Annotated in this window: 22 protein-coding genes and 1 pseudogene; 5 read left to right on the top strand and 18 right to left on the bottom strand. The window is 52.7% G+C overall.

Annotation, left to right across the window (positions count from 1 at the left end):
* Window positions 1–19: 19 nt before the first annotated feature.
* From ON072_RS10560 to ON072_RS10510, 11 genes are all read right to left on the bottom strand, one after another.
* Window positions 20–601, bottom strand: coding sequence for a GAD-like domain-containing protein (locus tag ON072_RS10560; protein ID WP_025010481.1), 582 nt, complete (start codon window positions 599–601; stop codon window positions 20–22).
* Window positions 602–861: 260 nt separating this feature from the next.
* Entirely contained in the window at window positions 862–1,251 is a 390-nt protein-coding gene (locus tag ON072_RS10555; protein WP_109247579.1) for a hypothetical protein, read from the bottom strand.
* A gap of 44 nt (window positions 1,252–1,295) precedes the next feature.
* Window positions 1,296–1,601: a hypothetical protein gene (locus tag ON072_RS10550; RefSeq protein ID WP_045283390.1), complete on the bottom strand. Its 306-nt coding sequence runs from the start codon at window positions 1,599–1,601 to the stop codon at window positions 1,296–1,298.
* A gap of 44 nt (window positions 1,602–1,645) precedes the next feature.
* The gene (locus ON072_RS10545; protein ID WP_025889069.1) at window positions 1,646–1,939 is read right to left on the bottom strand and encodes a hypothetical protein; all 294 of its coding nucleotides are present in this window, start codon (window positions 1,937–1,939) and stop codon (window positions 1,646–1,648) included.
* Window positions 1,940–2,068: 129 nt separating this feature from the next.
* Window positions 2,069–2,737, bottom strand: a complete 669-nt coding sequence (locus ON072_RS10540; protein WP_219013684.1) for a Type 1 glutamine amidotransferase-like domain-containing protein — start codon at window positions 2,735–2,737, stop codon at window positions 2,069–2,071.
* Between the two features lie 110 nt (window positions 2,738–2,847).
* Window positions 2,848–3,705 carry a hypothetical protein gene (locus ON072_RS10535; protein WP_274626048.1) on the bottom strand — a complete coding sequence of 286 codons (858 nt, stop codon included), beginning with the start codon at window positions 3,703–3,705 and terminating at the stop codon, window positions 2,848–2,850.
* A gap of 69 nt (window positions 3,706–3,774) precedes the next feature.
* Window positions 3,775–4,908 (bottom strand): alpha/beta hydrolase, encoded by a 1,134-nt coding sequence (locus tag ON072_RS10530; protein ID WP_219013686.1) that lies wholly within the window; start codon window positions 4,906–4,908, stop codon window positions 3,775–3,777.
* 36 nt (window positions 4,909–4,944) lie between these two features.
* Complete coding sequence (locus ON072_RS10525; RefSeq protein WP_208149347.1) at window positions 4,945–5,364, bottom strand: DUF6228 family protein; 420 nt, start codon at window positions 5,362–5,364, stop codon at window positions 4,945–4,947.
* Between the two features lie 41 nt (window positions 5,365–5,405).
* Window positions 5,406–5,687, bottom strand: a complete 282-nt coding sequence (locus ON072_RS10520) for a DUF6150 family protein (protein ID WP_025010474.1) — start codon at window positions 5,685–5,687, stop codon at window positions 5,406–5,408.
* A 71-nt stretch (window positions 5,688–5,758) separates the two neighbouring features.
* On the bottom strand, window positions 5,759–6,202 hold the full coding sequence (locus ON072_RS10515; RefSeq protein ID WP_219013687.1) for a hypothetical protein: 444 nt from the start codon (window positions 6,200–6,202) through the stop codon (window positions 5,759–5,761).
* A 91-nt stretch (window positions 6,203–6,293) separates the two neighbouring features.
* The gene (locus ON072_RS10510; RefSeq protein ID WP_261752440.1) at window positions 6,294–6,905 is read right to left on the bottom strand and encodes a LysE family translocator; all 612 of its coding nucleotides are present in this window, start codon (window positions 6,903–6,905) and stop codon (window positions 6,294–6,296) included.
* 537 nt (window positions 6,906–7,442) lie between these two features.
* Between ON072_RS10510 and ON072_RS10505 the strand changes: the two genes are divergently transcribed.
* Window positions 7,443–7,847: a GFA family protein gene (locus ON072_RS10505; RefSeq protein WP_144437485.1), complete on the top strand. Its 405-nt coding sequence runs from the start codon at window positions 7,443–7,445 to the stop codon at window positions 7,845–7,847.
* Between the two features lie 193 nt (window positions 7,848–8,040).
* Here ON072_RS10505 and ON072_RS10500 read toward each other — a convergent pair whose 3' ends face one another.
* Window positions 8,041–9,672 (bottom strand): dipeptidase, encoded by a 1,632-nt coding sequence (locus ON072_RS10500; RefSeq protein ID WP_261752439.1) that lies wholly within the window; start codon window positions 9,670–9,672, stop codon window positions 8,041–8,043.
* 202 nt (window positions 9,673–9,874) lie between these two features.
* Here ON072_RS10500 and ON072_RS10495 point away from each other — a divergent pair, with 202 nt between their 5' ends.
* On the top strand, window positions 9,875–12,085 hold the full coding sequence (locus tag ON072_RS10495; protein ID WP_208242133.1) for a M3 family metallopeptidase: 2,211 nt from the start codon (window positions 9,875–9,877) through the stop codon (window positions 12,083–12,085).
* 109 nt (window positions 12,086–12,194) lie between these two features.
* Here ON072_RS10495 and ON072_RS10490 read toward each other — a convergent pair whose 3' ends face one another.
* A complete protein-coding gene (locus ON072_RS10490; protein ID WP_208242132.1) occupies window positions 12,195–12,611 on the bottom strand; it encodes a GFA family protein in 417 nt (138 codons plus the stop codon).
* Window positions 12,612–12,772: 161 nt separating this feature from the next.
* Between ON072_RS10490 and ON072_RS10485 the strand changes: the two are divergent.
* Window positions 12,773–13,054 (top strand): annotated as a pseudogene (locus tag ON072_RS10485) (IS4 family transposase); the annotation flags it as partial.
* Window positions 13,055–13,091: 37 nt separating this feature from the next.
* Here the strand turns inward: ON072_RS10485 and ON072_RS10480 are convergent.
* Complete coding sequence (locus ON072_RS10480; RefSeq protein WP_208242131.1) at window positions 13,092–15,257, bottom strand: M3 family metallopeptidase; 2,166 nt, start codon at window positions 15,255–15,257, stop codon at window positions 13,092–13,094.
* A 436-nt stretch (window positions 15,258–15,693) separates the two neighbouring features.
* Between ON072_RS10480 and ON072_RS10475 the strand changes: the two genes are divergently transcribed.
* On the top strand, window positions 15,694–17,745 hold the full coding sequence (locus ON072_RS10475) for a bifunctional 2',3'-cyclic-nucleotide 2'-phosphodiesterase/3'-nucleotidase (protein ID WP_167714738.1): 2,052 nt from the start codon (window positions 15,694–15,696) through the stop codon (window positions 17,743–17,745).
* Window positions 17,746–17,905: 160 nt separating this feature from the next.
* On the top strand, window positions 17,906–18,526 hold the full coding sequence (locus ON072_RS10470; RefSeq protein ID WP_144168430.1) for a DUF938 domain-containing protein: 621 nt from the start codon (window positions 17,906–17,908) through the stop codon (window positions 18,524–18,526).
* A gap of 157 nt (window positions 18,527–18,683) precedes the next feature.
* Here the strand turns inward: ON072_RS10470 and ON072_RS10465 are convergent, their stop codons facing one another.
* From ON072_RS10465 to ON072_RS10450, 4 genes are all read right to left on the bottom strand, one after another.
* Entirely contained in the window at window positions 18,684–19,475 is a 792-nt protein-coding gene (locus tag ON072_RS10465) for a class I SAM-dependent methyltransferase (protein WP_144168431.1), read from the bottom strand.
* A gap of 99 nt (window positions 19,476–19,574) precedes the next feature.
* Complete coding sequence (gene purF / locus ON072_RS10460) at window positions 19,575–21,089, bottom strand: amidophosphoribosyltransferase (RefSeq protein WP_025889048.1); 1,515 nt, start codon at window positions 21,087–21,089, stop codon at window positions 19,575–19,577.
* 43 nt (window positions 21,090–21,132) lie between these two features.
* Window positions 21,133–21,621: a CvpA family protein gene (locus ON072_RS10455; protein WP_025889046.1), complete on the bottom strand. Its 489-nt coding sequence runs from the start codon at window positions 21,619–21,621 to the stop codon at window positions 21,133–21,135.
* Window positions 21,622–21,728: 107 nt separating this feature from the next.
* On the bottom strand, window positions 21,729–22,319 hold the full coding sequence (locus tag ON072_RS10450) for an SPOR domain-containing protein (protein ID WP_044734295.1): 591 nt from the start codon (window positions 22,317–22,319) through the stop codon (window positions 21,729–21,731).
* Window positions 22,320–22,358: the final 39 nt, after the last annotated feature.

Below are 22,358 nucleotides of genomic sequence, written 5' to 3'. Positions count from 1 at the left end.
TCTCCTCCTGTTCTCGCAGTTAGGCTTCAAGTGCCAATTGCAGTAGTAAGTCCAGCTGAACCCTGGCATCGCCTCTTTGAGTCTTATCAATGGCAGGTTCACCACCGAGACGCAGTGCCGGGGTGTAAAAGTAGATCTGGTTCTGCTGCAGCTTACCTTGCAGATCACTGACTTGCTGAAGATCCTTCTTCCTGAAGAAGCTGGCTTGCACTTCATCGTCACAACACCAGTCGTTGAAGAAATCTTCCATGCTCCAGGTGAGCACATCTGTCTGCGAAGTGTGGGGATCGATAAAGGCGATATCTTCATCCCCTTCATCGCTCAGGAGCCGATAATAAAAAATGTCGCCAAAACAGCTGATAGCGAACGGGATGCGACTCATGTCTTCATCCAACATCAGCCAGCCCCAGAGATTGTCCAGGTATTCATCCGGATCAATAAGTTGGATTAAACCATCACCATAGTGGCCAAAGCCATGTTGTTGCCACAGTTCCAATAAGCACTCGGGCAAATGGTCCTGATATTTGGCAAGAGTTGGCGCCGATACTGATTTGATATCTGCGCCGGGTGGCAGATGGTCGATAAAAGATTGCAGAAGCATTGAGGTAAAATTCCTTTTCCTATCAGAATAACTGTCACAAAATCTTGGGTTTTCCGTGACCTTGATTTGAAAGCCTTAGCAGGCACTTAGACATGGGGCGTGAATAAGCCCGTTGCCGATTATGCGGCCTTTGATAGCATGATTGCAATCCCGAGAGACGCACCGGCTATACACAGAGCACAAAAATCGCTGAGACAGTATCGATATTTGTCCGCAATATCTATTCGATCGCAAAACTCTCGGCGACAAGCTTTAAGGCATCAGTCTGAGCTTGGTACAGCCCTGGCATCGAGCCGTAAAATGGTGAAGGCGATGCTTTCGCCGCTAATATTGCTATCGAAAGGTGCCTCCAGCCGACATAGGCCGACATCTATGACAGCACCTTGGGTAATATCGGTTATGGTGCCAAATGCGCGGTAGCTCCATCCCTGAATATGCTGCAGCTGCCTTAACCCCTCCGGGTTGCCGGCCAACATGGTGTTTTGATCCTCCTGTTCACAGGCGATACCGATGCTCAGCTCAATATCAATGATCTCACCATAAGTCAGGCTGTCACCACCGAATTCATCCATCACAGTAAGCGACTGCCCCGCCACTTCAATAACGGCTTCGAGGTAATCGCCCTCGGTTTGCTTAAATACTGCTTGCACGGTTTTCCTTATAAAATTCTTTTTTGAGGCTGTTTCTCAGCTGGTCACTGCTCAGCTTCTTTGGCCGCCAGCCACTCACATTCGGCTGTGGTGGCCAATTCCCCCAATTGACGACGCTGATCCCGCCCCTGGAAACTGGAACGAGCCCCCTTGAGGATAGGTACCGCATATTGAATATCACGGGCCAGTCGCTCGAGAAATAGATTACCGGAACGGCGATATTCCGCCATTTCTTGCCCATTGAGCTGGATCATAAAGCGGTTGTTATGTCGGCAAAGCACATCCAGATATAGTTGTCCTTCATGCTCCAACAGGTACCATTGCGCTTGAGACATTGCCAATACTTTCATACCCAGCTCCCGACTATGCAGCTTTTACCGAAAGAGGCATAAAATTACAGCAGCGTAAGCCACTCTGAGGTATCTGCCAGAATAAACTCATAGCGTTTGCCATCATTGAGAATGACCCGCAGCGCATCTGCCGATATAGGGAAAATACCGCCGCCAGTAGCCAGACACTTTTCTACCGCGCAGATATCATCACGCTTGAGTGTGTAGGGCCCCAGCCCCAGTTGCTGATTGAAAGGCACAAACTTAAGTTCATTGCCGGTCAAGGAGATTTTGCCATCGGCTTTGGCCACTCCGTTCTGCACTGTAGTCATTGACGATTTGATCAGTTCTGCTGCCATCCTTGCTTCCTCTTGGGTGATGCCTTGCTTCCTTAAGGCCTTGTCGGCATAAGCCATCAGTAATGTTCAAACTACCTCAATAGATGAGGTTTGTCATCACGATGAACGGGCACTGCTGCACTGCGGGGCTCAGGCGATAGCCTCTGGCATGATGATCTCCGGCGCGCCAAAACAGTGAAGTCGGCCATCAATAATGGCCAGCGCGTCTTCATCCGAGCAGAGATAAACGGGCAAACCATGCCGCTTAGCCAATTGCTTTGCACGCTGTTTTTGGCTGAGGCCATGGGATTGGTCTCGGCTCTGCGAATGAACCACATGGGGCACAAATAAAAGGTCGGCCAAGCACAGCGCCTTCAGGTTTTCAAGGCCCACTGTATTGCTGTCACCACAAAGCGCCGCGGTTTCTATGTTGGCGGTCAGCAGCATGGCGCCGGCACTGACACCAACCAAGAGATGTCCGGATGCAGCATAGCTCTTGAGTTTCTGCTGTTGATTGCGACTATGCAAGCCGCGCAAAAAACGGTAAGTATCCCCGCCCGAGAGATGCACTAAAGGCTTATCCAGTAACGTCTGCATCACAGTGTCGTTAAAACCCCGTTCAAAATCCAGGTAGGTGTTGAGGTTTATGCCAAGGCCTTGATAAAACGCCTGTGTTGCCCGGTAGAAATCCCCCTCGGGATCAGGCTCTGAACCTATGTAACCACCGACTTGTCCTTTAAGCCCCAAAGCCTCAATAACAAACGCTAGCGCCTTATGGCCGGTTGCGCTTTGGTGATTACTGAGCAGCAGTAGATTCATACTTTTTCGCTCCTTGAAAGTCGGCAGTTTCTTGCAACACCCAGAGTTTCCCGCTCACAGCCTCAACGGCCATTCGCGCCGTGATTGATAGAGTTCTTCAGCCTAAGACATCAGCGCAGGGAGTCAAAAGCAGCCAGCAGTGCTTCATCTTCTCTTTCTAACAGGCACTCGCCAATCTCATCTATGGGTAACGCAGCGCTGCGGGACAACAGCTTAAGGGCTTCAATATGCTCAAGAGTCAGTTCATGCTCGGTAAGCAAGAACGACCAATCGAAACTGTCGACAAGCGCCTGCTCGACACCATCGGCATACCGCTGGTTAAACCTTTTTGGGTTGTGACCGAAGATCAATGCCGCCAAGCAAGCATATTCGCCGAATTCACTGTCATCATCAAAGCAGTAATCCAACGCTATGCCCCGACTTAGCAAGGCAGCCAAAGCCTGTTCACCGGCTCCATTCAAATGGTATTCATTGTAAAACAAACAGGCCGCCGCCGTAGCCAGTGCCTTATGGGAGAAGGCGTATCTGGGCAGTAGAAAATTAAAAATGGCGTAAGCGTCAGACTCTCCTGCAAAGACCAATTCCAACAACCGGTTATGGTCCAAGCGGCCACCCACTGAAATAAACGCGCTAATAAAACCGAGATAAACATCGTGACACAGCTGGTAAAGATGTTCAGGGTCGTCTTCGACCAAGCTGCCATCCGGGCCGTTGACTTTGATGATGTCAAATAGCGGCGTAAACTGCTTCGGCTCGGAATAATACGCCACACGGCAATACATAAGGTAATAGATTTGATAGTCCTTGATAACGGCGTTCGCTCTGAGATAAGAGATGATCTCAAGCCAGGCCGGGTCTTTCTCTATCTTGAACATATATTGGGACCAGGCTTTCGGCATGTGCTGGCGCAAATAGTCCAGATTGCCTTCTTCAATATGTTGTTTTATCTCATTTAATCCACGAAACACGGCATTCCTCTCATAACAGGTGTAAATTTTCTCCGGGAAATCCCGGGCTTGGTAGGTAAAAGACCTGAGTTAGGGCTGACTCAGTTTTTGCTCAAGCGCCCGGTTCTGAGCCATAATCTCTTCGAGAAAAACCGAACCATGCAGCCTGGCCAATTGCAGCGCCTTGATAGAAGCCGCCATTGCCTTATCGAGCTGTTGGTTAAGCGTATAGGCCGTTGCCAGGCTGTCCCAAAGGATTTCCGAGCGAGCGAATTTCTCTACTCCTTGCTCCAATATGGCAACGCCCCAGGCAGCTTGGCCCTCATAGGCGGCCTTTAGGCCGTATACATTGAATTGATGTGCCGACAACGGAAAGGTATAGCCATACTCGGCAGTTTTTCCCCTGTAGAACGCCTGCAGTTGTTGCAGCGACATCGCATCGACTTGTGGTACCGCGTTCCAGCCACTGAAGATGGCTTTAAGCCCCTCGACATTGCCAATCAAGGGAGTGCTGTCGTGGGTTTCTCGGGCAAAACGGGCATTGAAAACCTGTAGCTTTGACGGCTTCTTGGTTTCCAGTTTTTGCAGCATGGCGTCAAAAGCCTGCGCCATCTCGCCTGGCTCACTCGCCATACTGAGAAACCAGCGCATAGGCGCTTTGCGCTCGCGAGTCTGGTATTTGTCGTAATCTGTAATCAAGGCACCATCGTCCCACCAGAGGCTGGGACTAATGGCTATCGCGGCATTGAAGGAAGATGCCGGACCGAGCGCCTGATAACTGCTGTAAAGCCCGGCCAAAGAGTGGCCAAATATCATCCGGTAAGGCGCCAGACGGTAACGTTCACTCAATGTAGTCAGCAGTTCCTCTGCGATAAAACGGTTATAAACATCAGCCTTTCCCGCCCTTGCGGCGAAATCTTTCGGCTCTGTGGGAGTAAAGTACTTGAGTCTGTCGCGGGTGCTTATGCCCACCACTATCATTTCCGGTACTATGGCGTATGTGCTCAGAAAGCCGACGCTGGATGCCACATGATGAAACTGAGTCGAACCATCAAGTACCAACAGCAAGGGGTAGTGAAAACTGTCTGAATGTCGATAACTCTCGGGCAAAGCAATCTGAACTGTCACGGCTTCATCGATAAGCCCGGCCGCAAGTGTAAAACGCTGCTCTTCGGCCAATACAGTCAGCGACAGCAAGGCACAAAGCAAAAATACGAATCTCATGGAAATCCTTGTCAGTAAAACGTCTTTAAAGGGCATTCAAAGGCCGGCCGGCGCGGGATAAAAGAAATCTTTGCCGTTCATAGCCAATGCCTGCAACTGCCCGGCTTCTATCGCCAGGCTCACCTCGGCGCTCCAGGCAGGAAAACCACCTTTGGCTAAAAGGCTGACGGTCAATAGCAGATGGCCACAGGCATCTGTCGTTGCCACAAGACTGTATTCACCTTCTATGGCAGCCCAGCTTTGCTCGCCTTGCCAACCCTGCCACTGCCGGGCAAGCTCCTCAAAGAAATCCGCCGGGTTCCGTCCGTAGGGAGGATTTTCCACCCTCACACTTGCCTGCATGCCTTCTCCCGAGATAGTCACGCAATAGTGTTCAAGCCAACCGCTGGTGTCCAACTCGGGTTTATGAAAACGCACAGAGCAGCCAAAGCTGTTTTTCAATATCCATTCTTTCACCTTTCCGGCATCCTCTTTACCTGGATTTAAAAGCAGCCGGGTTACAAACGGCCTTTGAGCGGGTGCTGAGTTTGCCAACCACTGGCTCCGCGGCTGCTGACAAAATACACCAGCAGATCGGCCGCGCCACGATGGCTGACCCAATGAATGAGTGACGTAGCCATTGAGCGGCTCGCCACCTGACACCAGAGACTATCCTGATTGTGTGTAGCGCCGCGGCTGTCGACTCGATAAACCAATAGATCGGCGGCCGCTCGGGAGCTGACTTCATGTACCAGCACCTTGGCCGCTCCCCGAACCTGAACCTCATAAATAAGCGCCATAAAACCTCCCTGTTGTAGCTTGGCTCTTGGTGGTTTTGCCTCTAAATGCCACGCCTGTGATGCCTGAACACTCAGGGCTGTAGCATGCCTAAATCTTCAGCCACTTTCAGCGGGTTAAAAGGCCCGTCGATAGCCTTTGCCAGCGCCTCAACCTGACTCTGATCCAGGTGTTGTATCGCCTCTTTGTCCGGCGCCTCAAAATAGATAAAACCTTTGAGCAAGTCGTTGAGTGTGGTGATATCGGCATCGGCGAGTACCGCTTTGAGTCTCAGTGCTTCATCCTCAGTACACTGATAGTCTTTTAACTCATTCAGGTAAATCAACACTGCTATCTTGTCTTCACGTGCCAGAGCGGTGAACCAAGGGCTGGCGGGGAATGTGAGTGTCGATGTCTTGCCCTGACGATCACATGCTTGCCAGCTGTCATTCCATTGCTTCAGATAGGAAAACTTATCGACTTGAGTTACGCAGCCTGACAGCAACAGCGCAATTGATACCACTATGATTTTCTTCATAAATCCCTTTTATTCTGCAAGCTTGTTGAAGATACCAACAACCCGCTTGAGATCATCCTATTTAAAAGCTCATGCCATAAACCCTGTGACACTAGCGGCTTGATGCGGCGAGGCCAATGCCGAAGCAGACAAAGACGCCGCCGCTTAGCTTATTCAGCACTGAGCTTCCCTTGCCGGAAGCCAGCTTGGTCTTGGCAATGGAAGCAAACAGGGCATACAGAGTGTGAATAAGGATCACCAAGCCACTAAAGGTTGCGGCGAGTAAGGCAAACTGAGGAGCGTATTCCCGCTGCAGGTCGATAAACTGCGGGAATATCGACATAAAAAACACGATCGCCTTGGGGTTGGAGATGGAGACTAAAAATCCTTCGGCGAAACACTTGCGAGCGCTGCCTTGCTGTAAATAAGCGCTGCTGGTGCCACCACCCTTGGCTCGGAACATTTTCAGGCCAAGATAGATAAGATAAGCGGCGCCAATAAACTTAATTACAGTAAAGGCCAGTATTGAACTGGCCAACACAACCCCCAAACTGGTGGCCGAGATCAAGGCAACAAACAAAATAGCCAGTGCGACCCCAAAGATACCGGCAAAGGTCTTGAGCAAGCCGCGTTGAATCGAGTTGTTGACGGTCAGCATCACCGCTGGCCCAGGCAAGAGAATGGTGGCCATGGCAACACCGAAATACACAAAATAATTATCCATTTTTATTCCTGAACTGATAAAACTGTCAAAAACCCTTAATCCATTCAAATCTGCCAATCATTGTCATAGATATAGGGCCTGCAAACCCGCAAACATGGATAAGCGATAAGCTCAAATCATCACCATAACCCAGGCGCACGAGTTTGATGTGCTGGAGAATCAACATCCGGTAATGAGTAAACAAGAGAGCGCGCCGAACCTTGAGTTCAATCGGCGATAGCTACCGCGAAACCGACAATCCTTTTCGTCACTGAAACATCCTTGAATACCCCGGGAGCTTGTACTGTATCTCATTGATAGTTATGGCGACCATACCCAAGCAAGTCACAGATTACAAGAAGATTTCCCGAAGGCCAAAGCCGCTTCTTTGGGTGCAAAATCGCGCTGGTTATGGTGCCAACAGGATTTACTGTTTCCCGGTCCATCCCATTAGAATAAACTCGTTTGCTTATTCCTTGAGCCAGGGAGCCTGGAGCGGCTGCCAAGATTTTGGGACGGGCTCGAAAGGGAATAACCTATCAACACCAAGGAGGGAGCATGAAGCTCTATCGAGGCAGTTGCCTTTGCGGCAAGGTTCGTTTTGAAATCAGCGCTGAGCTGCAGCAATTCTTTTTGTGCCATTGCAGTCGCTGTCGCAAGGATTCAGGTTCGGCTCACAGTGCCAATCTGTTTTCAGACAGCGCCGAGTTAACCTGGCTCAGTGGCCAGGACGCCATTACTGCGTTTACCCTGCCCGGTACCCGCCACAGCCGCCATTTTTGCGCCGTTTGCGGCTCGGCGCTGCCCAAAGCGGTCAAAGGTAGCCACCTGCTGCAAATACCCGCAGGCAGCCTGGACGATGAGCCGGGCCTGACTCCCCAGGCGCACATTTTTTGTCAGACGCGCGCCGCTTGGGATCAGGCTTTGGAACAAGTGCCCTGCCTGGAGCAGGGCCCGGTTTAAGAGTATAAAGCACCGCCCTGTGATGATGGCGCCACTCCCAGTCCGCATGACTTTACTTTTACTCAAGAGCGATTATCTCGGCAGCTTAGGGAAGTATTGCAAAGGACTAGGGCCATTTGCTGCGCCCCCCTTTCATTCAGGCCTGTAAGCCGACGCAGAGCACACATGGGACTTATTCGCACCTTCCCTAGACTTATGACCCCGGGTTTACCGCCAACTCCACCATGGCAGCGGTGTACATCTTAAGGTTCAGCTGCAACTGCTCGCGGGTGATAAACTCATGTTCACTGTGGCCTGTATACTCGACACCCGGCATGGCCGGACCAAAACTGAGGGCATTGGGAAACAGTTTACTGTTGGTGGAGCCGCCAATAGCAACAGGTTTAGGGTCGGCAATACCGGTAAACTCGGCAAACACATTGAGCAGGGTTTGCAGATGCGGCGCCTTATCCATCACCTTGGGCTCGCCCCAATAGCTGCTGACATCGACCAGAGTCACGCCGTGGGATTGCTGCCAACCGGCCAGCGCCGCGGACAGCTGTTTATCCAAGGTTTCCGGGCTCTTGCCTATGGGGCGCCTTAGGTTAAGCGTAATGCTGGTACCCCCCTGTCCCCACTCCACGACAGTCGGCGCCAGCGACATAGGCCCCATAAAATCATCGCTATAGCCCAGCTCGCCAAAGCGCTCGGCATAGAGGTCCAAGCCTATCATTTCATTGATAAATACCAGGGTTAATGCCGACTGGCTCGGCGCGAATGTCTCAGACTCCAACAGCGCAGCCAGATGAGTCACGGCATTGACACCATCTTCAGGGGTTGAGGAATGGGCCGATTTACCGTTGGCGGCGATCTCCAGGCTGTCGAAATCCAGGGTAAAATCATAGCGCATCCCCTGCTGGGACTCTGCGGCGCGTTGCAAACGGCTGACCATGGCGCTGTCGGCTCCGCGGATCAGGGCCAAGGCCTGCTGGGGGATCTGACTGGCAAAGGAGCCACCGCTGAAATGCTGCAGCTGCGGTTTATCGAAATTAGGTGCCTTGACTTTGGGTTCAGGTATCGTGAGTTTTATCTGGCTCCAGCCCTTCTCGGCGGTGACTACAGGATATTCGGCGTCTATGGTGATATTCATATCCCCCGCTTGATAGTCCTTGAGAAACACTTTCAGCGGCTCCCAGTCCGACTCCTCGGCCAGATATACCATGAGTTCAATGCGGCGATTCAGTTTTACCGACTTGTCCTTGAGCGCCTTCATGGCGTACATGGCGGTGACTATCGGCCCCTTATCATCTTCGGTGCCGCGGCCTATCAGCTTGCCCGGTTGCGATTGAGTATCCAGTTGATAGGGACTCTGGTGCCAAAGCGTTGAATTGGCCGGTTGCACATCCCCGTGGGTAATGATGCCAAGCTTATTAGCGCCGCCGCCCCTGTCTTCGCCAAGGCCTATCAAGAGCACATAACCGTGATCGGCATAATCCAGCCCCAACTGCTCAGCCTGGGCCTTGAGCGCCTGCTTGAAGCCGATGAATTCCGGATTGGTGTCGGGTGTCAACCCTGGAATAGCCTCGGTATTAAAGTGCACCAACTCGGCGAGGCTCTGTTCCATCTCGCTGCCGTAGCGGTCAAGGCTGTACTGGGCCAAGGTTTTCGACAGTGGCGAGACTTTACTCGTTGCAGACTCAGTACCTTGGGCAGCGCTTACGCTTGAAGTCTGGCTTGAAACCTGGCTCGAGGGCTGAGCCGTAAGGCCGCTCTCTGCACTTACAAAAGGAGCAAACAAGCACAGGGACAGCGACAGGGATAAACGGGAAAGTGTTCTTATCATCATGGCAGGGTGGCTTTTGTTATCTTTTATTATCAAAGGCCTGAGAGTGTGCCACAGATACAGTTTCGATACTGCATTCGCTAAATTTTGTTACAAACTAAACAGGACAAAATTGGCCTTTTTCAATACGGCATGTTACTAAGGACGGCTTCGGCGCGGCCCGCCGCGCCATACGGGAGATAAACACCAGCATAGAGGAATAACAATGAAGGGAATGACCCTCTCTCCAGTGGCTCTGGCCCTGGGATTGGCGCTGACACTGAGCGCCTGCGACAACCAGCCTGTATCCCAGAGCGACACATCTGCCCAAACCCAAGCGCCTGCTCTCAAGAATGGCACAGGCACAAACCCAGCCGCTGCCAAGGCCGAACAAACCCGGGACAACCCTTTCTTCCAGCCCTGGAATACTTACCTTGAAATCCCCGCCTTTGATCGCATCGAGTCCGAGCATTACCTGCCGGCCTTCAAACAAGGGATTGCCGAGCGCAAGGCAGAGATTCAGGCCATCATAGATGATCCGGCCGCCGCTGACTTTGCCAACACCATAGAAGCCATGGAGCGCAGTGGCGCCTTGTTGACCAAAGTTTCTGGGGTGTTTTATAACCTCACCAGCGCCGACACCTCTGCCGAGCTGCAGAAGATCTCCAAGGAAGTATCCCCGCTGTTATCTTCCAGCCGCGATGATATTTACCTGAACAACGCCTTGTTTCAGCGGGTTAAGACTGTCTATCAGCAAAAAGATCAGCTGGTACTTAACCCGGCGCAACAGAAACTGCTCGAAGACACCTACAAACGCTTCAGCCGCGGCGGTGCCAACCTGGATGACGCCGGTAAGGCGGAGCTTAGAAAGCTCAATGAAGCGATTGGCAAGCTGAGCCTGGAGTTCGGCGATAATGTGCTGGCAGAAACCAACGACTTTGAACTTGTGATAGACAAGCAGGCCGATCTGGCCGGTCTGCCGCAGGATGTGATTGACGTTGCCGCCCAGGCGGCCATCAAGCGCGGCCATCCCGGCAAGTGGGTATTTACCACCCAACGCCCCTCCGTCACCCCGTTTTTGACCTATGCCGATAATCGTGAGCTGAGAGAAAAACTCTACAAGGGTTATATCGAGCGCGGTAACAACGACAACGCCCACGACAACAAGAAGGTGCTGGCAAAGCTGGCGGCTCTTAGAGCCAAACGAGCCCAGCTTCTGGGCTATCCGAGCCACGCCCACTATGTGCTGGAAGAGCGTACTGCCAAGACTCCGGAAAATGTCTACGCCCTGCTGGATAAAATTTGGCCCGCCGCCCTGGCCCAGGCCGAAGCCGAAAAGGCCGAGATGCAAAAGCTTATCGACAGCGAAGGCAAGGACTTCAAACTGGCCGCCTGGGACTGGTGGTACTATGCCGACAAGATACGCGTCGCCAAGTACAGCTTTAACGAACAGCAGACCAAGCCATACTTCTCGCTGGAAAACACCCTCAAGGGCGTGTTCTACACCGCCAACCGCCTCTATGGCATCAGTGTCACCGAGCGTGACGATCTGCCCAAGTATCACCCGGATGTACGCACCTTCGAGGTGAAAGATAAAGATGGCAGCGTTATCGGTATCTTCTTTGGCGATTACTATGTACGTGACAGCAAACGCGGCGGCGCCTGGTCCAATGCCTATCGCCGCCAGGCGGTGGTCGATGGCATCAACGAGCAGCCCATCATAGTCAACGTACTCAATTACCCTCGCCCCAGTGGCGATGAGCCGACGCTGCTGACTTTCGATGAAGCAGGTACCCTGTTCCATGAATTCGGCCATGCGCTGCACGCCTTGCTGTCCAAGGTGGAGTATCGTTCCCAGTCCGGCACTTCCGTGCCCCGCGACTATGTGGAGTTCCCGTCACAGGTGATGGAAAACTGGATGACTCAACCGGATGTGCTGGCGCATTTTGCCAAGCACTATCAAACCGGTGAGGTGATCCCCCAGAGCCTGGTAGACAAGATCCGCGCCGCCAGCAAGTTCAACCAGGGTTTCGCCACGGTGGAATACATGGCAGCCACCAAGCTGGATCTGGACTGGCACAGCAGCAGCGTCACCGAACCTCAGGATGCGGCCGCCTTCGAGCAGCAATCGCTGAGCAATATGGGGCTGATCTCTGAGATAGCGCCGCGCTATCGCTCCACCTACTTCAGCCACATCTTCTCCGGAGGATATTCGGCCGGTTATTACTCCTATATCTGGTCTGACATTCTCGGCGCCGATGCCTTTGAGGCCTTCAAGGAAAACGGTATTTTTGACCCGGCTACCGCCAAGGCGTTCCGCAGTAACATCCTTGAGCGCGGTGGCAGTGAAGATCCTATGGCGCTTTACAAGGCGTTCCGTGGTCAGGAAGCCGCCATTGAGCCACTGCTGCGCAGTCGCGGCCTGCTGGCGGAATAAACGCTTGCCGGATTAGCAATGTCCAGCAGCGCAATCAAAAAGCCGTTCACTCAGTGAACGGCTTTTTTAGTTCTTTATCAAGGCTGGCCTTTATCAGGGCTGGGCTTTCTCAAGGCTGACCGGTGTATTGCTTGACTCCGGGCTGGATAACAAACCAGTCCTGCTTTTCACTGACCCAGGCATGGGCACTCGGCTGAATGATACGGGTATCTTCCAGGTTACTGGGCTTGAGCTTGATACTCTGCGGCTCTGCCGGGTTGTAGTGATAGATACGATTGCCGCAGCGACCACAAAACTTGGCGGCGCTGATATTACCGCTGGCCGAACCACGCTGCCAATGGCTCAGTTCGCCACTGAATTCTATATCTTCGGCTCTGACAATCGCCGTGATGCTGAAGGCACTGGTGGACAGTTTCTGGCATTCCTTGCAGTGGCAGGCCACCACCATCTGCGGCGGCGCCAACAAGCGATAACTGACAGCGCCGCACTGGCAACTGCCCTTGATGGGATAACGAATTGCTTCCATAGCTTTTATCATCTTATTTGAGGGATAAAAAACACCCGCCATTTGGCGCAACGTAGATCAGATAAGGATCGGTTGACCGATCCTCCTGATGAGAGACAATCGGAAACCTGTTTGTAGGTTTCCGATTTTTTATGTCTATTCAAAACTGCTTTGCCGACTTTGGTTATAACTTGGTGAGACGAGAAGCGAGCCAAGCGGCAGTAGAGCATGGTCGAATGCCCAATGAAATCAGCTTTAAGTACGCTTGTCAGTTCATCGCAAGTCAGCTCAAAGTCATGAGCAAAGTGGTGTCACCAGGTAATACGCCGAAGCGTCTAAACAGTCTGCGAGGAGACTTGTCCATCCTTTTTATAGACAAACGCCCTAAGCCAAATCGGCCTAGGGCGGTAAAAATATCAAAGACCCGATATCCTGTTAATCACAAGGCAGCTTCGCTTAAGTGAACTACGTTGCGCCATTTGGCGGGTGTTATCAAAGGTTTCAGTCTACCAGGCCTCGGCGCTTGAGCAGCGCATCCACTGTGGGTTTCTGGCCGCGGAACTGGATGTAGTCCTGCATCAGATCCTCACTGTTCCCCTTGGAGAGAATTGCCTGACGATACTTGTCACCATTGGCTCGTTTGAGGCCACCTTCTGCCATGGTATGGGCAAAGGCGTCGGCAGCGAACACTTCGGTCCACAGGTAAGCATAATATCCGGCCGAGTAGCCGCCACCGAATACATGGCTGAAATAAGTCGACTGGTAACGTGGCAACACAGGCGCGTAATCCAGGCCATGTTTGGCACGGGCCTTGGCTTCGAAGGATTTAACGTCCGCCACTTGTTCACCGGCCTTGAGTGAGTGCCACTCCATATCAAGCAGCGCTGCGGCCAGATACTCTACCGTGTCATAGCCCTGGTTGAAGGTAGCCGCTGCTCGCACCTTTTCCAGCAAGGCTTGCGGAATTGGCTCGCCGGTTTTGTAGTGTTTGGCATAGTGAGCCAAAACGTCCGGATCTGTGGCCCAATCCTCGTTGGCCTGGGATGGGAACTCAACAAAGTCCCTCGGGGTAGCAGTACCAGCAAGGCTTGGGTATTTCACCTGCGAGAACAAACCATGAATGCCGTGGCCAAATTCATGGAACATGGTAGTCACTTCATCAAAGGTCATCAGCGTAGGCTGACCTTCGGCCGGCTTGGGAATATTGAGCGCGTTGTACACCACAGGCTTGTTATCCAAAAGGAAGCTTTGGGTCACGTACTCATCCATCCAGGCGCCGCCGTTCTTGCCTACTCTGGCGTAAGGGTCCAGATAGAAGAGCCCGATAGAGCTGCCGTCTTCGTTGAATACTTCCCAGGCGCGGACATCTTCCTGCCATACCGGCAGATCCTTGCGCTCTTTCATTGTGATGCCGTATAACTTCTGCATGGCGTAGAACATGCCGTCATTCAGCACGGTATTGAATTCGAAGTAGGGCTTGATCTGGCTCTCATCCAGATCGTATTTGGCCTTGCGAACCTGCTCGGCATAGAAGGCCCAGTCCCATGGCTGCAGCTCAAAGTCGGCACCACTAGCCTTGATTTGCGCCTGGATATCCTTGCCTTCAGCCTTAGCCTTGGTAACGGCCTTGGGTGCCAGGTCATCCAAAATGGCAAATACCGCATCCGGATTACCGGCCATCTGATCGGCCAGTACATAGTCAGCCCAGGTTTCATAACCCAGCAGTTTGGCCTTTTCGGCGCGCAACTGTGCCTGCTTGAGTACGATAGGACCATTGCTGGCCATGGCGCGATTGGCCGAAGTCTGCCAAATTTTCTCTCTCAGGCCTCTGTCTTCCAGGCTCGACAGCAGTGGCTGGCGGGTGGTATTCACCAGGCTTATCAGGTAACCCTCTTTACCCGCTTCCTTGGCGGCGTTGGCCAGGGCGCCTATCTCATCCTCACTCAAGCCTTTGAGCTGCGCCTTATCGGTCACCAGGATCACATCATCCTTGAACGACTTGAGAATGTTTTGCGAAAACTCGGTCGACAATGTGGCCAGCTCACCGTTGAGCTCACGCATTTGGGTCTTGTCGGCTTCGCTCAATTTGGCGCCGGCACGGACGAACTGATTGTAATAGAAGTCCACCAGACGCTGATCTTGCGCGCTCAGGCTATCTTTGTGGTTGTAGACAGCTTCAACCCGGGCAAACAACTTGGGATTGAGGAAAATATTGTCGCTGTGTTCGGTAAGCTTGGGAACGATTTCCCCTTGAATGGCCTGAAACTCATCGTTGGAGATCAACCCGGCCAGATTGAAGAAGACCCTGGAAGTACGATTGAGAATGGCGCCGGTCTTTTCCATCGCCACTATGGTGTTATCAAACGAAGCGGCTTCGCTGTTGTTGATTATGCCGGCAATTTGCTGGTTGTGTTCCTTGATCCCGGCTTCAAAGGCCGGCAGATAGTCTGCGATTTTTATCTTGTCGAACTGCGGGGCATGATACTGCAGCGGACTTGGGCTTAGCAGCACATTGCTTGCTGTTTGTTCGGTACTTTTTGCCTCTGGCATACTTTGGCTCGCTTCTTTGGCCGGGGCATTGCTGACGGTTTCATTGGTTTGCTGTTCGGCACAGGCACTCAGCACCAGTGCAGCGCCTATGGCGGTGGCGATTAATGTCTTACGCATCTTGACTCCATTAACGGCAGGCTATTGCTTAGTTATGATTGAATACCCGGGACACCTGTCTCGGCGGGGCAACAGCCCTGTTGATTCCCGCCATTACCTTAACAACTCTTCCGCTATTTGGACAATGACTTAACTGTAAGAAATTCTGCCCTCCCCCGAGGGGCCGACATGACTGAGCAGAAATCCAGCGCCAAAGTCGGGCCTCTTGCGGTCACTGGAACAAGTTTTGAACAACCGGGACAGTCAACGGACATTTATTTGCCACTTGTCACAAATTGTCACCCGTTTTTAACGGCCGATGTCACATAAGTGTCGCCGCCTTTGGGTATACTGCGCCTTGGTTAACCAGATTAATCACATGATTAACAGTGATTTAACCGGATGATGGACGGGATAATCTCCCGGGGTCGATAATAAAAACCAAGAGTAGTAAACAATGCAAACTAAAACATTAGTAACACTGGCGGTTGCCGCCGCAATGGGTCTCAGTGCCTGTGGCAGTGACAACAAGGATGAGCCAACGGTGAGCGTGGATCTGCGGGTTTTGGAAACCACAGATCTGCACACCAACATCATGGATTACAACTATTACAGCGGCAAGGAAGACCCTACTATAGGTCTGGCCCGTACCGCCAGCCTGATCCATGCCGCCCGCAAAGAAGTCACCAACACAGTATTGGTCGATAACGGCGATCTGTTGCAGGGCAGCCCCATGGGCGACTATATGGCCAAGGTCGGTATCGCCGATGGCGAAGTGCACCCCGCCTACAAGGCGATGAACCTGCTCGATTATGCCGTGGGTAACATAGGCAACCACGAATTCAACTACGGCCTGGATTTCCTGGAGAAATCCCTCGCCGGCGCCCAGTTCCCCTATGTCAACGCCAACGTCTATTGTGATGCCGATGATTGCTGGAAGGGACTCAAGAAAGGTGACAACCTGTTTACCCCTTATCTCATCAAGGAAACCGAGGTTAAGGACACTGACGGCAACAGTCACAAGCTCAAGATTGGCTATATAGGATTCGTGCCTCCGCAAATTATGCTGTGGGACAAGCAGAACCTCACCGGCAAGGTACGCGCCGAGAGCATAGTGGAGAGCGCCAAGAAATTTGTGCCGCAAATGAAGGCTGAAGGCGCCGATATCATTATCGCCATTCCGCACTCAGGCATTGGCTCCACCGAAAACCCAGGCGATCCTGCTGCCGAAAATGCCACCTATGCCCTCACCTATGTCGACGGCATTGATGCCATCATGTTCGGCCACAGCCACTCCATCTTCCCCGATGCCCGCTATGCCGACTTGCCCAACACAGATGTGGAAAAAGGCCTGCTTAACGGTGTCCCCGCCGTGATGCCGGGTCGCTGGGGCGACAACATGGGCCTGGTCGACTTCAAACTGCAACGTAAAGACGGCAAGTGGACTGTGCTCTCGGCCCGCACTGAGGCCCGCCCTATCTATGACGGTGCCAACAAGACACCTCTGGTGGAAGCCGATAAGGACATTCACGATGCGGTTGAGCTGGAACACCAGGGCACCATCGCCTTTGTCGAGCAGCCAATCGGGGTAGCTGCCGCCGACATGTTCAGCTTCCTGACGCTGGTGCAGGACGACCCGACTGTGCAGATTGTCTCCGACGCCCAGATAGCCAACGTCAAGGCCAAGCTGCCGGAAGCACTCAAGTCATTGCCTGTGCTCTCTGCAGCCGCGCCGTTCAAGGCCGGTGGCCGCCATAGCACCACCAGTGATGCCGATCAGTATGTAATGGTGGACAAAGGGCCGCTGACCTTCAAGAACGCCGCCGATCTCTACCTCTACCCCAACACTATGGTAGCGGTTAAGCTAAACGGCGCCGAGCTGAAAGACTGGCTCGAGTGTTCAGCCAACCAGTTCAACCAGATAGATCCTGCCAGCACTGAGCCGCAGGAGCTGGTGAACTATAACCACCCCACCTATAACTTTGATGTTATCGATGGCGTGACCTACAAGATAGACGTGACACAGCCGAGCAAATTCGACCGGGATTGTGCTCTGGTCAATGCCGATGCCTCGCGAATTGTGGATCTGGCCTTCACCGACAGCGAAGGCACTGTCTATACAGGTGAAAACCTGGCGGCCAAGGAATTTATCGTCGCCTCCAACAACTACCGCGCCTTTGGCGGAAAGTTTGCCGGCACCGGCAGCGAGCACGTGGTACTGGAACTGCCGGACACCAACCGTGAAGCTCTGGCGGCTTACATCACAGAGCAGTCCAAATACAATCCTGAAACCGACAAGTATGACGCCATGGTCAACCCCACTGCCGACTATAACTGGGACTTCAAGAGTATAGATACGGCTGTTGCCCTGGATATCCGCTTTGCGACTCAGGACAGTGACAAGGCCGCCAACTTCATCCAGGCCAACCAGCAAAGGACCATGACCAAGCTGAGTACCGATGAGCTGGGCTTTGCCGTCTACCGCATAGATCTCAAGCCTGCCCAATAAGACTGTCGATTGAGACTGAAAACGACCCAAGCGCCCTCAGGGGCGCTTTTTTATGCTTCTTCTTGCCATAATTTAAACCTCTGGCAATGTTATAAAGTAAGTACAATAAAACACCAGACTCACTCAGCCGTCACGACGGCAAGATTGCAGGAAATCTTTTATGTCTTCGATACCCGCGCCCTTCTCCCAAGCCTGTGAAAACAACCGCGAGCCGATACTCAAAATACTCAAACAGGCATTCTCAGGCTGCCGCAGGGTATTGGAGATAGGCAGTGGAACCGGTCAGCACTCTGTCTACTTTGCCCCGCAGTTGCCGCATCTGGTGTGGCAATGCAGCGATCAACCCCAGTATCTGGATGGGATCCGCGCCTGGCATGCCAAACTCCCGGCGAGTAACCTGGCCGAGGTAATCACTCTGGAGGTGTGCTCACCCTGGCCGCAGGCGGCAACTGAGCCGGCGCCGGATGCCATCTATAGCGCCAATACTGCGCATATCATGAGCCAGCCCATGGTGGAGGCGATGTTTACCGGCATAGGCAAAGTATTGCAAAGCGGCGGCCGTTTCTGCCTCTATGGCCCCTTCAACTACCGAGGCGATTACAGCAGTAACTCCAACCGGGTGTTCGATGCCATGTTACGGCAGCGCGATCCACAAAGCGGCATTCGCGATCAGGAGTGGATCCTGATGCTGGCCGCAGCCCAGGGGCTTGAGCTTTGTCAAGATCATGCCATGCCCGCCAATAACCGCCTGCTGGAGTTTGTTCGCAAAACGGCTCGCTAACTGAGAAAAAGTCATGCGAAAAAATCACGAGAAAAAGCCACAAGAAAAGTCACGAGCCAACAGTCGTGATAAAAAGCAGTGAACAAAAAGTAGTGAACAAAATAAGCGTTTTACCTGAAAAGCTCAGGCGCTATCAGCCTCTGAAGCGCCTTTGTTTTTACACGGCTTTGGCGTAGAGAAACAGATCTGTGGCCTTGACCTCGCCCTGCTCCAGATAGGGTTTACGCAGGCTGTCGATGAGCTCAAACCCGGCCGCGGCCAACTCACTGACGAAAAACACTTCGGGATAATAGTGGATAAATACTCTGTCTCCTGCGCTGGAGCTTTGATAGCCGGACGCTTGATAGTCATCCTCCATGGAGGCCAGATACAGGAGCCCGCCGTCATTCAGTAGCACACGGCAGTCTTGCAGTAAGGCAATCACATCCTGACGTTCAAGATAAGGCGTAATGAAGAGCAGAAGTATTGCATCAAAACCCTCTGGCGTGTCTAAGCCATCAAGGGCATTAAAGTCATCAAGGGTATTAGAGCCATCAGAAACCCCAAGACTTAGGGGCGTAGCTGCACTTTCAGGCACATCTAAGGTTGCGATAGCCTGCACGGCATCAGCTTCAAGCAGCGACGAAAGACAACCAAGCTCGCGGCTATCCAGCCGATAAAAACGTCCCTCGGGTAACAATTCACTGGCAAGTGCCACCATGGCCGGCGCCGCATCTATACCCACTATCTCGAGCTCAGGCACCCTTTTTGCCAACATGCCGCTGACATGCCCTGGGCCACAACCGATATCCAGTAACCGCAGGCGCCGTCCGGCACAGGCCTGATACTGCTTCAGCAAGGAGGCAAATCGGTTATGGGCCGAGTCATAACAATCGTTGCCGGCAAACTTATCCCGATAGGGAAGCGCCATTTTGTCAAAGGTTGCTACGGTTTCCCGGTACTTATCCATTGTGCTTCTCTCCCTGCACCATCAAGAGTCGAGGCTCAGCATACTGACTGGCACAGAAAAAAGCCAACCTCAAGGGTTGGCTTTATCAGAGAGTACTTATCAAGGATGGCAGACGTTATGCAGCTCCAGGTTGGTACCTATATCCTTGTTGCGGTTGGCCTTGGCATCGTCGTTACGCAGCTGGGTAAGATGATCCAGATAGGCCTGATCCACATCCTTGGTGATGTAGTGGCCGTCAAACACTGAGGTTTCGAAGCGCTTGATATCCGGGTTTTCCATTCGCACCGCTTCCACCAGGTCGCTCAGATCCTGGAAGATAATGCCATCTGCGCCAATGAGACGGGCGATTTCATCGGCATCACGGCCATGGGCAATCAGCTCATTGGAGGTTGGCATGTCTATACCGTAGACGTTGGGGAAGCGGATCTCGGGCGCGGCCGAGGCGAAATACACCTTCTTGGCGCCAGCTTCACGGGCCATCTCAATGATCTGCTCTGAAGTGGTACCACGCACTATGGAGTCGTCCACCAGCAGGACATTCTTGTCCTTGAACTCGGCGTTGATGGCATTGAGCTTGCGTCTAACCGACTTCTTGCGCTCCTGCTGCCCCGGCATGATAAAGGTACGGCCGATGTAGCGGTTCTTCACGAATCCCTGACGGTAAGGCAGATCCATGCCACGGGCAATTTCCAGAGCAATATCACAGGAGGTTTCCGGAATAGGGATCACCACATCGATATCATGGTCATACCATTCCTTGCGGATCTTCTCACCCAGCTTGGCGCCCATGTTGACCCGGCTGGCATAGACTGACACCTTGTCTATGGTGGAGTCCGGACGGGCAAAGTAAACGAATTCGAAGATACAGGGGGCATAGCTTGGCGCTTCGGCGCACTGACGGGTAAACAGCTCACCTTCTGTGGTGATATACACGGCTTCGCCGGGAGCCACATCGCGCATCACTTCAAAACCAACGGCATCCAGTGCCACGCTCTCTGAGGCCACCATATACTCGGTACCAGAGGCTGTCTCGTGCTTGCCGAGCACCAGAGGGCGAATACCAAAAGGATCGCGAAATGCCACCAGGCCCTGACCGATAATCATGGCCACCACGGCGTAGGCACCGCGGGTATCGGCGTGCACCCGGGAGACGGCATCGAACACTTCATCCGGGCTCAAGGTCAGGCTGTCGGTCTTGTCCAGCTCATCGGCCAACAGGTTGAGCAGCACTTCAGAGTCGGACGTGGTGTTCACATGGCGGCGCTTGTTGCGCAGCCCTTCGGCCAGTTGCACTGTATTGGTCAGGTTGCCGTTGTGCGCCAGAGAGATCCCGAAAGGAGAGTTCACATAAAACGGTTGGGCTTCAGAGGCACTGGAGCTGCCGGCCGTGGGATAACGCACATGGCCCAAGCCTGCGTTGCCCTGCAGCCGCTGCATATGCTTGGGTTCAAATACGTCCTTGACCAGACCATTGGCCTTACGCAGGCGAAAGGCATTCTGATCGATAGTCACTATGCCTGCAGCATCCTGGCCACGGTGTTGAAGCACTGTCAGTGCATCATAGATGGTCTGATTGACCGCCGAGCGGCCAACGATTCCGACGATACCACACATGGGTAAGCTTCCTCATTGTAAGATGTTCTGATAATTGTATTTTTTATATTTTGGGTACAAAGCTTGAGGTATTTTCCAGGTAGTCAAAAAACCACTGGATAACCACCCCGAATTCGGGCACCAGTTGCGAACCCTGCCACCAATCGGTTTTGGGCGCGCCGGTAAAGGCATCCATAAAAAAGAGTATGGCACTGACTATCAATGCGCCGCGCAGCGCACCGAAACACAGGCCAAGAATTCTGTCCGTTCCCGAGAGTCCTGTCTTGGAGACCAACTGGCCTATCAAATAGTTCACCAAGGCCCCCACTATCAGGGTGACAATAAACAAGATGGCGATGGCGACCCCGTTTCGCAGCACCTCATCATTGATTTGAGTGATATGAACGGCAAGGTCCTGATAAAACTGGCTGGCGATGAAAAAGGCGGCGAACCAAACCACCAGCGACATGGCTTCTTTGGCAAAACCACGGATCAGACTGATAAGGGTCGATAATCCGATAACTATGATGATGGCGTAATCTATCCAAACCATGGGTAGAAGTATCCGGTGAAGATTTAAGTCGGCGGGATTCTACCAGAGAAGGCAAGCATTCTCACCCCCGGGGCGTAAATAATTGCTTGCCGACTCAGGGCAAACTGTCATCTTTCCTGTGGGTTATAGCGAACCACTTTACCCTTGAGTTTGGTCAACTCTTCAACCTTCTTCTGTTGCTGTTTGATGCGATCACTGGAGACATCCGGACCGACAAACACCCGGGTCAACTTTCCGTCCACAGGCTTGTCCGGCAAGGTATAGGCGCTGAATCCGGCCTTGCGCAATTTGGCTACCAGGGCTTTAACATTGGCCGCGTTACTGAAGGCGCCGAGCTGTAAAGTCCAGGCTGCATCACTGGGTTTGGCCTTGGGTTCAGGAGTCTTTTTGACCTCCTGTGGCTTGGATTGGGCGGTGTTGGAAACACTGTTTTCGGTAGCTTTCACCTCGGGAGCGGGTTCGACTTCAACCTGAGGCTCGTCTGTTTCCTGTGCCAAGTCCAGAGTCTCGGCGACATCCAGGGTTTCAAACTCTCCCGGCTCCGCCAATTGCGATTCGGTATCCGGCCGCAGCGGAATTTCAGTGAACTGCTCTTGCTGGCGCTCTTTCTTGCCATCGAGAATGTCAGGTAAAAAGATCACCCCCAAGGCGACCAATACTACGGTACCTACCAGACGGTTATGAAACTGAGTCGACAAAATATCTTCCTTCCAGTCAATAAGGGATAGTGCGAATAA

This window comes from Shewanella sp. K8 (assembly GCF_028823715.1).
GTDB lineage: Bacteria > Pseudomonadota > Gammaproteobacteria > Enterobacterales > Shewanellaceae > Shewanella > Shewanella algae.
This window is presented reverse-complemented; position numbering and strand designations above follow the sequence as displayed.

Coding starts and splice junctions, on each gene's coding strand:
- ON072_RS10490 (WP_208242132.1), bottom strand. CDS start 12,611: ATGGAAGCAATTCGTTATCCCATCAAGGGCAGTTGCCAGTGCGGCGCT.
- ON072_RS10475 (WP_167714738.1), top strand. CDS start 15,694: ATGCAAACTAAAACATTAGTAACACTGGCGGTTGCCGCCGCAATGGGT.
- ON072_RS10545 (WP_025889069.1), bottom strand. CDS start 1,939: ATGGCAGCAGAACTGATCAAATCGTCAATGACTACAGTGCAGAACGGA.
- ON072_RS10560 (WP_025010481.1), bottom strand. CDS start 601: ATGCTTCTGCAATCTTTTATCGACCATCTGCCACCCGGCGCAGATATC.
- ON072_RS10550 (WP_045283390.1), bottom strand. CDS start 1,601: ATGAAAGTATTGGCAATGTCTCAAGCGCAATGGTACCTGTTGGAGCAT.
- ON072_RS10510 (WP_261752440.1), bottom strand. CDS start 6,905: ATGGATAATTATTTTGTGTATTTCGGTGTTGCCATGGCCACCATTCTC.
- ON072_RS10540 (WP_219013684.1), bottom strand. CDS start 2,737: ATGAATCTACTGCTGCTCAGTAATCACCAAAGCGCAACCGGCCATAAG.
- ON072_RS10520 (WP_025010474.1), bottom strand. CDS start 5,687: ATGGCGCTTATTTATGAGGTTCAGGTTCGGGGAGCGGCCAAGGTGCTG.
- ON072_RS10505 (WP_144437485.1), top strand. CDS start 7,443: ATGAAGCTCTATCGAGGCAGTTGCCTTTGCGGCAAGGTTCGTTTTGAA.
- ON072_RS10515 (WP_219013687.1), bottom strand. CDS start 6,202: ATGAAGAAAATCATAGTGGTATCAATTGCGCTGTTGCTGTCAGGCTGC.
- ON072_RS10530 (WP_219013686.1), bottom strand. CDS start 4,908: ATGAGATTCGTATTTTTGCTTTGTGCCTTGCTGTCGCTGACTGTATTG.
- ON072_RS10465 (WP_144168431.1), bottom strand. CDS start 19,475: ATGGATAAGTACCGGGAAACCGTAGCAACCTTTGACAAAATGGCGCTT.
- ON072_RS10480 (WP_208242131.1), bottom strand. CDS start 15,257: ATGCGTAAGACATTAATCGCCACCGCCATAGGCGCTGCACTGGTGCTG.
- ON072_RS10470 (WP_144168430.1), top strand. CDS start 17,906: ATGTCTTCGATACCCGCGCCCTTCTCCCAAGCCTGTGAAAACAACCGC.
- purF (WP_025889048.1), bottom strand. CDS start 21,089: ATGTGTGGTATCGTCGGAATCGTTGGCCGCTCGGCGGTCAATCAGACC.
- ON072_RS10495 (WP_208242133.1), top strand. CDS start 9,875: ATGAAGGGAATGACCCTCTCTCCAGTGGCTCTGGCCCTGGGATTGGCG.
- ON072_RS10500 (WP_261752439.1), bottom strand. CDS start 9,672: ATGATGATAAGAACACTTTCCCGTTTATCCCTGTCGCTGTCCCTGTGC.
- ON072_RS10455 (WP_025889046.1), bottom strand. CDS start 21,621: ATGGTTTGGATAGATTACGCCATCATCATAGTTATCGGATTATCGACC.